Genomic DNA, 13,313 nt, shown 5'->3' on the forward strand with positions numbered 1-13,313 from the left:
CGCAAAATCCAAAATCGAATTGTGCCAAACTATATCTATGCAAATTCGCCGTCGTCCACCAAACCCATCCGTTTCCATCAGCAATTTCGGTTATCGAGTTGTCGTACCTGGTAATGAACCAAGTCACATTTTGGAGGAAATTGTCTGGAATAAAGAGACGGAAGTTGACCGGATGCGAGAACGTCTCCCCTTGAACGAGTTGCAGCGTCAAGTACAGACAGCACCAGCAGTGCGTGACTTTGTTGGGGCATTACGACAAGGTAAGACAAAACCTGCCTTAATTGCGGAAGTAAAAAAAGCCAGTCCCAGTAAGGGAATCATTCGGGAAGATTTCGATGCGGTAGCGATCGCTACTGCATACCAGCAGGGACAAGCGAGTTGTTTATCGGTACTCACTGATAAAAAATTCTTCTCTGGTAGCTTTGAAAACTTGACTGCTGTTCGCGCTGCCGTAGACTTGCCCGTATTGTGTAAGGATTTTGTAATATATCCTTATCAAATCTATCTCGCCCGACGACACGGAGCTGATGCCGTCCTGCTAATTGCGGCAATTCTTAACGACAAAGACCTGCAATACTTTGTCAAAATTATCAACGCTTTGAGGATGACACCCCTAATTGAAGTGCATACTCTAGCAGAACTAGACCGCGTATTATCCCTGAAAGACGTTACCCTAGTTGGTATAAATAATCGCAACTTGGAAGATTTTTCTGTGGATCTGCAAACAACCTGTCAGATTCTGGCAGCGCGAAGCAGCGAGTTGCAACAGCGCGGCATTCTTGTCGTTAGTGAGTCCGGGCTGCACACCCCATCTGACCTTAGCACGGTTCAGGCTGCTGGTGCAGATGCAGTGCTAATTGGTGAATCTTTGGTAAAACAGCCTGACCCAGCTGCGGGTATCGCCAAGCTGTTTTCCAATTGACACGCTTTTGAATCAGGAAGAAGGATGAAAGAGGAAATATGAATAAATTAAATCTGGCTAATTGCCCATAATTAAATAGTTCATGGTTCATAGTTCATCAATAGACTTGTTGCATTGATTCAGCCCCAAACTGAACAGGGCATCATAGCTAAAATCATCACCGCGATCCTTAGTAAATGTTTCAACCAGTTACAACGGGTTGAACTTTTAAACCAGAAATTTATTTTCAAGGCGATGAATGCAAGAAGTCTAATGAACAATCAACCATCAACAACCTGAAAAATAATATGGGCAATAAGACGGATTTGAGCTATAAAATTTCTTCCTTCAGCCCCCATCCTTGCGCCTTTATCCTTAATTAGATATTTGTCCCCTTGAGGTAAATCAGGTTTCATGGAGCCAATTCCCCTTCCGTCTCACATTCACTACGAACTACTACTGCAACTGTTAGAACGCCAAACCTCCTTTGCTGCAAGACAACAACCAGCAGTGCGGGAGCAAGTTCACCAGCTTATAAGTACCCTACGCAAAGCGATGGCTCAACAAAAGCAAATTGAGCAAACCTGCGCCAGAGCAAATTTACCAATTGATTACCGTTGGTCTGTGAATAATATCGCTTTTGAGGATACACCGCCGCCTGACGTCGTTACCGGACAACGGGAACCGAAGGGTTAGAAAGTTAAAAGTTATGAGTTTTGAATACACTGAGAGATGTAACTCATAACTTGTAACCACGAAATGGCTGCTGGATGCACCAAAACTATTATTGATTTCTGGGAGGTTAGGAGTGACTGAACCAGATTCAAGTAATCGTTTCTGGTGGGATTCCCAGGAGGCGTTAGCAGAAGCAGAACAAACGAATGCTGATGCTACCCAACAACCTCACGAACCAGACCAGGGACAATCTTGGGAGCAGGAACGTCAAGCTTTACTCAAAGAGTTGGAACAATGGCGAGAAGCAGCTAAGGCGGCGGATGCTCGTGTAACTCATGACCAACAGCAATTAGAGCGCATTAATCAGTTAGAGCAGGCTTTGCAAGAGTCCCAAGCTTGTGTAAATGAACTAAGACTCGAACTTGGCGAACGAAACCTTTTGAAAGCCCAGCTAGCCTCAACAGAGGAAGTAGCTAACCTTCAACAGCAGGCTCTTTCTCAACTAAAACAAGAATTAGCCGAGCAGCAAAAGGCTCTAGAAGCGCAAGAAACACAAGCGCTACTCAAAGACCAAACTGTTCAAGAATTGTTGGCGACTATTGAAAAAAACGCTTTATCGCAGCAAGGAGAACTAGGACAGCTGCGAAAAGAGTTGGCTCAAAGCCGTCGGGCTGTTCAAGCTGGTCAAAAGTTGTTGCAGCAGGAGATAGAGACGAGACAAACATCTCTGGAAGCTCAAGTCTTACGAGTACAGGAGCTAGAAGCAGAAATTCTAGAGGCTCGAAGCTTGAGGAGAAGTGTGGAGGTGCAGCTAGCCGAGTCTCATCAACAAATTGAGGCGCTGTATCGTCGGTTAAGCGATCGCGCTGCTACTCTAAATCAGCTAGAAGATCATCTCCAGCAAGCCCACGAAGCCCTGGAAGATCAACAACAACTAACGGTGACACTCCATCAGACTGAAACCCTCGTCTCGGAACAAAACGCCACCATTGACACCCTTTACCGCCAAATTGAAGCCTTAGAAAGTCAGCTGGAGCAACAGCTGAAGATTCAGGCTCGACTTCAACAAGCTTGTCATGAACTGGCAGAATCACGCGATCGCCATTCCTCCCGCACCGCCGAACTTGAGTTACAAATAGGCACCCTGCAAGAGCAAATTCTTAAATCTGCCCAGCAAGCAGGCGAATATGAAGCAGCTATCCAGTATTGGAAAGATCGCTACGGTACAGCCAACGCCTTTGCTCAACAACTCAAGGAGGTAATGGAAAAAGTCATCGCAGACTGTCCAGATGAACTCTTGGAACTGCTGATGACAACCCAATCCGCCGCCGCTTCTCAACTCTCTAAGCCAGTTTCTCCAACACCTATAGCATCTCCTCCACCAAACAAAAATTTGCAGGTAGATTTGCCAGCTTTCTTAAGAAAGACTCCGCCAGCGAACCCAGAAGTTAGTTAGTATTTATTTGCTAATGGCTAATGTAGCAATTCTAAGTTACTCGTTAAATCTTCCTAAGCGCGATCGCTTACGCCAACGCTCCGCCAAAGCGGTTCATGAATTTTGACAACTCATTTATTAATTGCTAATAGCTGATGGTAATTGACAACGTGGTAATTAGCCATTAGCAATCAGCTATAGATGTGCGATCCTAAATAATGCGCTCTTCAACTTTAAGGACAGATCAATGGATGACAAGCTAATGCTGATGATTCCCGGCCCTACCCCAGTGCCGGAACAGGTACTCCTAGCCTTAGCCAAGCACCCCTTCGGACACCGCAGCGGCGAATTTGGCAAGTTGATGGCAGAGGTGACAGAAAACCTAAAGTGGTTGCACCAGACACAGAATGATGTACTGTGTTTAACTGCCAGCGGTACGGGGGCGATGGAAGCTGGCATTATTAACTTTTTGAGTCCAGGCGATCGCGTGTTGGTTGGCTGTAACGGCAAATTTGGCGATCGCTGGGCAGAATTACCCGAAGCTTTCGGTTTAAATGTTGACAAAGTTACAGCCGAATGGGGTCAACCTCTAGATCCAGACCAAATTCGCGCCAAACTTGAAGCCGACACTGACAAACAAATCAAAGCGGTTATTATCACCCATAGCGAAACTTCTACGGGTGTTCTCAACGATCTGGAAACCATTAACCGTCATGTCAAAGCCCACGGCGAAGCTTTAATAATCGTTGATGCTGTGACCAGCTTGGGGGCTGTGAATTTGCCTATTGACGAATGGGGGCTGGATGTGGTGGCTTCCGGTTCCCAGAAAGCCTACATGATTCCCCCTGGTTTAGGCTTTGTATCCGTCGGGCCGAAAGCCTGGGAAGCTTACAAAACGGCTAAGTTGCCCCGCTTCTACCTGGATTTAGGCAAGTATCGCAAAGATGCTGCTAAAAATACTACCCCCTTCACTCCGCCAGTTAACCTGATGGTAGCGTTGCATACCGCCTTGCGGATGATGAAGGCTGAGGGGTTGGAATCTATCTATGGGCGGCACCAGCGCTTGATGAATGCTACCCGCGAAGCGATGAAAGGGCTGTCCTTACCTTTATTTGCCCCTGATGGTTTTGGTAGTCCGGCAATTACTGCTGTGGCACCAACTGGGGTGGATTCCGAAAAAATCCGGTCGGTGATGAAAAAGCGGTTTGACATTGTTCTGGCTGGCGGACAAGACCATCTCAAAGGCAAAATCTTCCGTATTGGTCACTTGGGATTTGTGAGCGATCGCGATATTCTCGCAGCTGTTGCCTCCCTGGAAGCCACCCTGCGCGAAGTAGGATATGAAGGCTTTACTCCCGGTGCTGGTGTTGCGGCTGCTGCCAGAGTGTTTGCCCAATCTTAAGCGATTAGTAATTAGTTTAATAGGGTGGGCAATGCCCACCCTACAATTATCAAATCTTTGTGACCTACTTCCACTTAGCTTTTGGAAGTTCCGTGTACTTTGCTTTTAACGTTGGCAGATGTTTTAGCACCAGTTTCACGCCTGCCCAGCCCGGACGACCAACGGGTGTTATCACTATATATTTTATCAAATTTTGCACTTTCAGCTAAGTTGTATTGATGTTAATTAAGTGAAAGCTGCAATTAAAGACTTCCATTACTGAGAGGCGAAACCCTTGTCCTAATAACAAAAAAGAGCGGGTCTTTTATCGACCTGCTCTCTTTGTTTGGATAAATTGTAACAGATTGAACCTCCTAGGTCTTCTTCTGTGGGACAGGATCATACCAAAGCCCAATATTGACATGACTTTTTTGCTCCTCGCCGAGTCATGAATTGTTATGCAGTTTCCAGCCAATCATAAATTTGATCTAACTGTTCTAGCGTTACTAAACCGTACTGCCATAAAATCATCGGCAAAGGCCCTGGATCGTTTTCCCGATGCCGCAAAGCGATCGAAATTGAAGCTTTGGATATTGCCAAATCTTCTTGTAAAAACCGAAGAAACCGAGTATAGCTTGCAGGTGCCATATTAGCTTTCACCTCCTTTTGTCAAAGTCTGTTTTGTTATTTTGTAATTAAAACGCTGCTTGTTTAAAGTATCAATAGACAGAATCATATCTGTCCACCGTTATCTAAGCTGCTTCCCTACTATTTTCCTTTTACCTGACCGAATTCAGGTGTCACAGATCACCAGCTTCTTGTGACAATTGGGCAGATGGTTCTACCATTAACGAACATAGGCATATAACTGGCTTAGTTTCCAGTTACCTTTGAGCGGGGTTGTTTGGTGACAAAGACATCGGAAACCAAAGTGTGGTTCCACTGTTTCCGCCAACCCCCAACCAATTGTCAAAAATTAAACTTTGCTTAATGTTTTTTTACTTCACCATTTAAATTTCATCCCTCTGTAAAAGGAGAGATTTACTTCCTAAGAGCGCTTCTTTTACACCCACCCCACACCTACACACCTACACACTCTCTCATCCTTAGAGGAACCAACTCTCTTGAAGCGAGAAGAGGTTTAAGCGTTAACTTTAAATTAAAACTTCAGCCTCAAACTCTATCTTGGGAAAGATTACCTTACTTTGGTAACAAATGCGCGAATAGTATGAGTTAAATTTTAAATTGGATTGATAAGAATTACAAAGCTGGGCGTGTAGGGGTATCCGTATTTCTATCCAGCTGCTCAATGGTAACGCGATCGCCTACTTTTAGACCCAGTTCGGCGGCTCGTCCTCCCCGGAGTTCAATCACCTGATCGGTAGGTGTATCGGGGCCATAGGTAGGACAGATACTGGTAGTGCAGGGAGGGACATTTGCCGCAATAAATTTCACCACACCATCCCGCATAAAAATCATATCTAGAGGAATGAGCGTATTCTTCATCCAAAACCCAATTGGTCGCGGTGTCCCGAACTCAAACAGCATCCCCCGGTCATCCGCCAAAGACGTGCGGTACATCAAACCCATAGCCTGTTGCTCTGGGGTCCGCGCCACTTCCAACGCGATCGCTTTACCTGCGATGATAGCTTTAGCAGAAATTGGCAAAGTTTGACCCAAATTATCCTTGATTCCCGAAGCCTGCGCCTCACCAGAAAGCGTTTTAGATTCTAATGGCACTGATAAAGAAGTTGGTGCTTGTTCCAACTGCACCTCACCAGAAGGCGTTTTTAGTTCTGATGATACTGGTGGCGAACATCCCATCAGCAACACACAAAGCATTATCCAGAGCAAACTAACCCGACTACTCACAAATTCATCCCTCATCCTTAATACTTACGCTTCCCGCAAAACGTACCCCACACCCCGCACCGTCTGAATCAAACGCTTCTCCCCCTCTTCCTCAATTTTGAGACGTAAATATCGAATATACACCTCAATGACATTCGACTCACCCATAAACTCATAACCCCAAACATTTTCTAGAATCTGTTCGCGGGTCAAAACCTCACGGGGATGGGACATCATATACTTCAACAGTTCAAATTCCTTCATTGTCAGATCAATCGTTCGCCCGTTACGCATCGCTCGGCGAGTAGCTAAGTCTAACACCAGATCGCTAAATCGTAACTGTTCATTAGCACCAGCTTCCGGCTGTAAATAGAGGCGTACCAGCTGCAAAAAGGCATCAGTGCGATAAGGTTTGAGAAAATAATCATCGGCACCAGACTCCAGACAAGCAACCCTATCCTCAACCGTATCCCGTGCCATTAACAGAAGCACAGGTACACGAGAGCCTGCATTTCTGAGCTGAGTACACAACTTTAGCCCGGAATCTCCTGTCAAAACTCGATCTACAACAACCAAAGCTGGCTGGAGTTCGCACGCTTGATGGAAAGCGCTAGCGGAGTCGGGCGCAACAACAGTAGTATATCCCGCTTCTCTTAAGTCCAGACTCACACGCTGAACAAGAACTTCGTCTGTTTCCACAAGTAAAACACACGGGCTGCGGTCAAATGCAACATTAGACATAAACAAAAGTGGCGCAACGCTGCTTTTTTATTTCAGTCTAGCTGAAACCACTGCATCCCTATTTGGAAAGAGTTTTATTTTCTATACCAGTCCTAAATGATTCGTGAAGGCGAGATGCCCGACTTCTCTAAGAAGCCGGGCATCTGAAGGGCTGGCTCACAACTCTGTCGAGGATTGCTATAGCACTTCCCTCATCCCCTAACTCGACAACCAAAGGAGAGAAATTAGGGTGTAATTTGCCGATTATGCCATGTCGAAGAGTAGCACTTCTGCCATTTCCTTACCGACTAGCTTTAGTGACTCCTCATTACTCACAGCCGCACCATCGCCTGCTTCTAGCAAGTTGTCGTTCAGCATTACACTACCTCGCGCTACCTGCACCCAAGCATGACGGTTGGGTTTAAGTTGGTGGATAACTTGCTCACCAGTATCAAGTAAGGTGGTATAGGTATCGACATCTTGATGAATAGTCACCGAGTTACTGCGCCCATCTCCAGATAAAATTAGGCGAAGATTACCCCGCTTTTCCTCATCAGAATAAGTCTTCTGCTCGTAAGTTGGTTTTACCCCTTTTTTATTCGGCAAAATCCAAATTTGCAGAAAATGCACTCCTTCAGTTTGAGAATGATTGTACTCGCTGTGAGCAATACCTGTACCAGCGCTCATTCTCTGCACATCACCAGGGCGAATTATCGAACCAGTACCCAAGCTATCTTTATGTTCTAAAGCACCTTCTAGCACATAGGTGACAATCTCCATATCATTGTGGGAATGTGTCGGAAAACCCTTACCTGAATGTACCCGATCCTCATTAATCACGCGCAGACTTCTAAATCCCATCTGAGCAGGATCGTAATAGTTAGCGAAGGAAAATGTATGGTAACTGTTTAGCCAACCGTGATTAGCGTGTCCTCGATTTTCTGATTTCCGAAGCGTAATCATTTTCTACTCCTATTTACCTCAAAGATGTAGCAGCAGGAATTACAGCTTAAAGTTTGCTATGGCTACCGTCACAATATGGGGGATTGCCTGTGTATTTGCAGTTGCAAATTGCTTTTGGTTGTTTTTCCGTAATCTCAAAAGCCCCAAAAGCAAATTCTGTTTCTTTGTGAGCGTCACAAAAAAGCTGATTTTCAGATTGTCCGCCACTACACCAGTAATAAGTGCCTGTTTCCAGTTCTAAAACAATTGGATTTCTATCAGCGATAACTGGTTATTTCATTGTTGCAGAGTTACTTTTAGATTCAATAATTAAAATATAATGTATATTGACTAAAGATGTAAAGTATGCACTTTAAAGTAAGATAGTACCCAAAAGGATACTGTATCCAAAAGGGTAAAACAACCAAAAGATAGGTCAGTTTTAATATTCCATAGGAATAACGTTATTTAGTGGATGAAAACGGTAATTGTGCTGGATTCATGGGGGATGTCGCAGATGAGCCATACTTTCGATACCAACCCGCGTTCCCTTAATCCGGATGTAAAATTTCTTGGATTCGCGCCCGAAACAAACGCACAACAGCTCTTTGTCCGATAGTTTTAGTTTGTTTAATAAATTCAGGCAATTCTGCTATTGGCAAAAATGGAAAAGCCAGGCTATTTGCCGATGGCTCATATTGTCCGTTTACCAAATGATAAACCTCTAGTGTTTGCCTTCTATATCTCCACAATTCAGGAACACCGAGGGAGGCATAAATTGTAAATTTATCGAGAGAAGAACTTGTATAGTCAGACTCTATTGCCAAGTCTGGTGGTGGATCAGTCTGCAAGTCAACTATTTTGCTTCTGACTAGAGATTCATTCTGGATGTAAAAACAGGTATCTGGCTCAATAGCACGGCGTAAATCTTCCCTTTCAAGGAGCAGCGCACCCAGTTCCATAGTCTCGATTTCCAGCAAATCTGCTATGGTTGTAACGAAATACGCCAACATTATTTTAGGTTGTTCATGTTCTTGTAATGGCATCCTGATTTCTAAAACTCCTTGGTCATAAGCAATTCTCCAAGCGCGACTATCTCCGACATCTGCCATCAATGCCTTAAAAGTTTGCCATTTAACGCCATTTAAAATAATTGCTTGTGTGGTAACTTGCTCTTGTGGGAGAGTAGATGTATTCACTGTCTGCACGTTCATCGCTTTGATTACTCCAGAAATCTATTAAATATTGCAAAATATATTAAGCTGATCCTTCAAAGCCTAACTCAATTCATATTTTAAAGCCGTCGCCATCTATGACTAGCCCCTTCCTGACTCGCCTCCACAGTCCCGAACGCCCTGTCATCGTCTTCGATGGCGCAATGGGAACCAACCTGCAAACGCAAAACCTCACCGCGGAAGACTTTGGTGGGGCGCAATACGAAGGTTGTAACGAGTATCTGATATACACAAAGCCGGAAGCCGTAGAGAAGGTACATCGCGACTTTCTGGCGGTTGGTGCGGATGTGATTGAGACGGATACCTTTGGCGCTGCGTCTATTGTGCTGGCTGAGTATGACTTGGCGGATGAAGCGTATAGTTTGAATAAAAAGGCGGCGGAACTAGCGAAACGGGTGGCGGCAGAATTTTCTACGCCGGAGAAACCCCGATTTGTTGCTGGTTCGATGGGGCCAACGACAAAGTTACCGACGCTGGGACATATTGACTTTGACACGATGCAAGCTTCTTTTGCAGAACAAGCAGAAGGACTGTTTGATGGCGGCGTAGATTTGTTTATTGTTGAGACTTGTCAGGATGTGCTGCAAATTAAGGCGGCGCTGAATGCAGTTGAGTCAGTATTTCAGAAGAAAGGCGAAAGACGAGCGCTGATGGTGTCGGTGACGATGGAAACCACTGGGACGATGCTGGTGGGTTCTGATATCAGCGCAGTTTTGACGATTCTGCAACCTTACCCGATTGATATTTTGGGGTTAAATTGTGCCACTGGCCCCGACCGGATGGCGGAGCATGTTAAGTATCTTTCAGCACATTCGCCTTTTGTAGTTTCTTGTATTCCGAATGCGGGACTTCCGGAAAATGTCGGCGGTCATGCACATTATCGCCTGACTCCGATGGAATTGCGGATGGCGCTGATGCACTTTGTAGAAGATTTGGGCGTGCAGGTGATTGGCGGTTGTTGCGGTACGCGCCCTGCCCATATTGAACAGTTGGCAGAAATTGGCAAGACTTTGCAACCGAAGGAGCGACAGCCTAGCTATGAGCCTGCGGGTGCCTCGATTTACAGCGCTCAGCCTTATGACCAGGATAATTCATTCTTGATTGTGGGTGAACGCTTAAATGCTAGTGGTTCTAAGAAGTGCCGCGATTTGCTGAATGCTGAAGACTGGGATGGTCTGGTGTCTTTGGCTAAGTCGCAGGTGCGTGAAGGAGCGCACGTCCTCGATGTCAACGTGGATTATGTGGGACGCGATGGTGTGCGTGATATGCACGAGTTGGCATCGAGGTTAGTAACAAACGTTACTTTGCCGCTGATGCTGGACTCGACGGAATGGGAAAAGATGGAGGCGGGGTTAAAGGTTTCTGGTGGTAAGTGTTTGCTCAATTCGACTAACTATGAAGATGGTGAGCCGCGCTTTTTGAAGGTGTTGGAGTTGGCGAAGAAGTACGGGGCTGGCGTAGTAATTGGCACTATCGATGAGGATGGGATGGCGCGGACGGCTGATAAGAAGTTTGCGATCGCGCACCGGGCATATCATCAAGCTGTTGAATTCGGTATCCCAGCTCACGAGATATTTTTTGATACGCTGGCTCTACCTATTTCTACGGGCATTGAAGAAGACCGCGCTAACGCTAAAGCCACAATTGAATCTATCCGTCGCATCCGGGAAGAATTGCCTGGATGTCACGTTATGCTGGGCGTTTCTAATGTCTCCTTCGGCTTGAATCCAGCAGCGCGAGTGGTGCTGAATTCCATGTTTCTGCACGAGGCGATGGCGGTGGGAATGGATGCGGCAATTGTTAGCGCCAGCAAGATTCTACCATTGGCAAAAATTGAGCCAGAACATCAAGAAGTCTGCCGCAAGCTAATTTACGATGAGCGCAAATTTGAAGGCGATGTTTGCGTTTATGACCCCTTGGGAGAGCTTACCACACTGTTTGAAGGGAAAACCACAAAACGCGATCGCTCTGGGGATGAAAATCTACCAGTCGAAGAACGTCTCAAGCGTCACATCATCGACGGGGAACGCATCGGGTTAGAAGAACAACTTACCAAAGCTTTAGAAAAATATCCGCCTCTCCATATTATTAATACTTTCCTGCTTGATGGCATGAAAGTTGTTGGTGAGTTGTTTGGTTCCGGACAAATGCAGTTACCTTTCGTGTTGCAATCAGCAGAAACAATGAAAGCGGCTGTTGCTTATCTAGAACCATTGATGGAAAAGAAAGATGCTGGCAACAATGCCAAAGGAACTGTAGTAATTGCCACCGTTAAAGGAGATGTCCACGACATCGGTAAGAATTTGGTGGATATTATTCTTTCAAATAATGGTTACAAGGTGGTTAATATTGGTATCAAGCAGCCAGTTGATAACATCGTTGATGCTTTTGAACAGCACCAGGCTGATTGTATTGCGATGAGCGGGTTGTTGGTGAAATCCACCGCTTTTATGAAAGAGAATTTGGAGGTTTTTAACCAAAAAGGAATTACAGTTCCAGTAATTTTAGGCGGTGCGGCACTAACCCCAAAATTTGTCTATGAAGATTGCCAAAACACTTACAAAGGTAAGGTAATTTACGGCAAAGATGCTTTTTCTGACTTGCATTTCATGGATAAATTGATGCCTGCAAAATCTGCGGGGAATTGGGATAATTTGCAGGGATTTTTGGATGAAGTTGCAATATCTGACTCCCTCTCCAACCCTCCCGCGTCAACGGTGGAAGGAGAAGAAAATAACACCCTTCCCGCAGGCGGAGAGGGCAAGGATGAGGTGGTGTCCCAACCTGAAGATACACGACGTTCTGAGGCGGTAGCAACCGATATTGAGCGTCCAATTCCGCCTTTCTGGGGTAGTAAGTTATTGCAGCCTGAAGATATCCCGTTGGCGGAGGTTTTTGAGTATCTGGATTTACAAGCTTTGATTGCTGGACAGTGGCAATTCCGCAAGCCGAAAGAGCAGTCTCGTGAGGACTACAATCAGTTTTTAGAGGAGACGGTTTATCCGATTTTGAAGGAGTGGAAGCAGCGAGTTTTAGAGGAGAATTTGCTGCGTCCGCAAGTTGTTTATGGGTATTTCCCGTGTCAGTCTGAAGGGAATTCGTTGTATTTGTACGCTCCGGAGGGGATGAACCGCAAAGATGCGAAGGACACCCAGAGTTTAAACTCTATGGCGACGTTTAATTTCCCTCGACAGAGGTCTATGAGGCGGCTGTGTATTGCTGATTTCTTTGCGCCTGTTGAGTCGGGACAAATTGATGTGTTTGCGATGCAGGCGGTGACTGTGGGGGATATTGCGACGGAGTTCGCGCAGAAGCTTTTTGCGAATAATCAATACAGCGATTATCTGTATTTTCACGGTTTGGCGGTGCAGACGGCTGAGGCTGTGGCGGAGTGGCTTCACGCCCGAATTCGGCGGGAATTGGGCTTGGCTGCATCAGAACCGAATAATATTCGGGATATTTTGGCGCAGCGTTATCAGGGGAGTCGGTATAGTTTTGGGTATCCGGCTTGTCCGAATATTCAGGATCAGTATAAGTTGTTAGAGTTGTTGGGAAGCGATCGCATCAATCTCCACATGGATGAAAGCGAACAACTTTATCCGGAACAATCTACAACTGCGATTATTGCCTATCACCCAGCAGCTAAATACTTCAGCGCGTAAGCGGGTGGCGTATCGGTTAACCTCTCCCCAACCCTCTCCTGCTAGGAGAGGGGAGTCATAATTCTGACGGGGTTGTCACCCCGTCAGTGGTTAAAATCAACAATATAAATTAGCTTAAAAAAGCCTTCCTACACGAGTTGTAGCGTTTCTGGAGATGTCTATTAACTGATAGATTATTTCTACTGTGCAGCACAGTAGCATAATTTTTTCAGGGATTAGGCTCTGTAGCGCGATCGCAGTCTGGGACGATATTTTCTACATCGCGCAACGTAGGGAAAGGCATACCCGCCCAAGCCGATGAGCAAACCACACAAGGAGAAAAGAGTATATTGAAGTGCCATTCCAGATCAGCCGGGGATACTTTCAATGCTTGTGTCAGAGATGTAGCTGACTTCTCGGCGATCGCGGGTGTGATTGATCGTAAATTGCAGGCGTTGATTTTCATCAAAGTTCAAACCAACCTTACCCAAGATGCCATAGGTAGTGGTGTCGTCTAGAGTCCCATTATCAG

At 45.7% G+C, this 13,313-nt stretch carries 12 protein-coding genes; 5 read left to right on the forward strand and 7 right to left on the reverse strand.

Going from position 1 to position 13,313, the window contains the following annotated elements:
- The first annotated feature begins 37 nt into the window (after positions 1-37).
- Positions 38-922 (forward strand): indole-3-glycerol phosphate synthase TrpC, encoded by an 885-nt coding sequence (gene trpC, locus H6F74_RS07880; RefSeq protein WP_190438731.1) that lies wholly within the window; start codon positions 38-40, stop codon positions 920-922.
- Between the two features lie 260 nt (positions 923-1,182).
- Here trpC and H6F74_RS30440 read toward each other — a convergent pair whose 3' ends face one another.
- Complete coding sequence (locus H6F74_RS30440; RefSeq protein WP_277875776.1) at positions 1,183-1,317, reverse strand: hypothetical protein; 135 nt, start codon at positions 1,315-1,317, stop codon at positions 1,183-1,185.
- On the opposite strand from H6F74_RS30440, the gene H6F74_RS07885 reads away from it, so the two are divergent.
- From H6F74_RS07885 to H6F74_RS07895, 3 genes are all read left to right on the forward strand, one after another.
- On the forward strand, positions 1,316-1,597 hold the full coding sequence (locus H6F74_RS07885; protein WP_190438733.1) for a DUF5340 domain-containing protein: 282 nt from the start codon (positions 1,316-1,318) through the stop codon (positions 1,595-1,597). The genes H6F74_RS30440 and H6F74_RS07885 overlap by 2 nt on opposite strands.
- A gap of 112 nt (positions 1,598-1,709) precedes the next feature.
- On the forward strand, positions 1,710-3,032 hold the full coding sequence (locus H6F74_RS07890; RefSeq protein WP_190438734.1) for a hypothetical protein: 1,323 nt from the start codon (positions 1,710-1,712) through the stop codon (positions 3,030-3,032).
- Between the two features lie 226 nt (positions 3,033-3,258).
- Entirely contained in the window at positions 3,259-4,413 is a 1,155-nt protein-coding gene (locus H6F74_RS07895; RefSeq protein ID WP_190438735.1) for an alanine--glyoxylate aminotransferase family protein, read from the forward strand.
- 435 nt (positions 4,414-4,848) lie between these two features.
- Here H6F74_RS07895 and H6F74_RS07900 read toward each other — a convergent pair whose 3' ends face one another.
- From H6F74_RS07900 to H6F74_RS07925, 5 genes are all read right to left on the reverse strand, one after another.
- Positions 4,849-5,040: a DUF2949 domain-containing protein gene (locus tag H6F74_RS07900; protein ID WP_190438736.1), complete on the reverse strand. Its 192-nt coding sequence runs from the start codon at positions 5,038-5,040 to the stop codon at positions 4,849-4,851.
- Positions 5,041-5,652: 612 nt separating this feature from the next.
- Positions 5,653-6,264 carry a DUF192 domain-containing protein gene (locus tag H6F74_RS07905; protein WP_347269488.1) on the reverse strand — a complete coding sequence of 204 codons (612 nt, stop codon included), beginning with the start codon at positions 6,262-6,264 and terminating at the stop codon, positions 5,653-5,655.
- 24 nt (positions 6,265-6,288) lie between these two features.
- Complete coding sequence (nblR, locus tag H6F74_RS07910) at positions 6,289-6,984, reverse strand: response regulator transcription factor NblR (protein WP_190438739.1); 696 nt, start codon at positions 6,982-6,984, stop codon at positions 6,289-6,291.
- A gap of 243 nt (positions 6,985-7,227) precedes the next feature.
- Positions 7,228-7,926 carry a pirin family protein gene (locus tag H6F74_RS07915; protein ID WP_190438742.1) on the reverse strand — a complete coding sequence of 233 codons (699 nt, stop codon included), beginning with the start codon at positions 7,924-7,926 and terminating at the stop codon, positions 7,228-7,230.
- Positions 7,927-8,456: 530 nt separating this feature from the next.
- Complete coding sequence (locus H6F74_RS07925; protein ID WP_190438745.1) at positions 8,457-9,119, reverse strand: Uma2 family endonuclease; 663 nt, start codon at positions 9,117-9,119, stop codon at positions 8,457-8,459.
- A 98-nt stretch (positions 9,120-9,217) separates the two neighbouring features.
- On the opposite strand from H6F74_RS07925, the gene metH reads away from it, so the two are divergent.
- The gene (gene metH / locus H6F74_RS07930; RefSeq protein ID WP_190438746.1) at positions 9,218-12,802 is read left to right on the forward strand and encodes a methionine synthase; all 3,585 of its coding nucleotides are present in this window, start codon (positions 9,218-9,220) and stop codon (positions 12,800-12,802) included.
- Between the two features lie 208 nt (positions 12,803-13,010).
- Here the strand turns inward: metH and H6F74_RS07935 are convergent, their stop codons facing one another.
- Entirely contained in the window at positions 13,011-13,250 is a 240-nt protein-coding gene (locus H6F74_RS07935; RefSeq protein ID WP_190438749.1) for a hypothetical protein, read from the reverse strand.
- Between the last annotated feature and the right edge of the window lie 63 nt (positions 13,251-13,313).

The sequence above is a fragment of the Trichocoleus sp. FACHB-90 genome (genome assembly GCF_014695505.1).
In the GTDB taxonomy this organism is placed as follows: Bacteria; Cyanobacteriota; Cyanobacteriia; order Cyanobacteriales; family FACHB-T130; genus Funiculus; species Funiculus sociatus.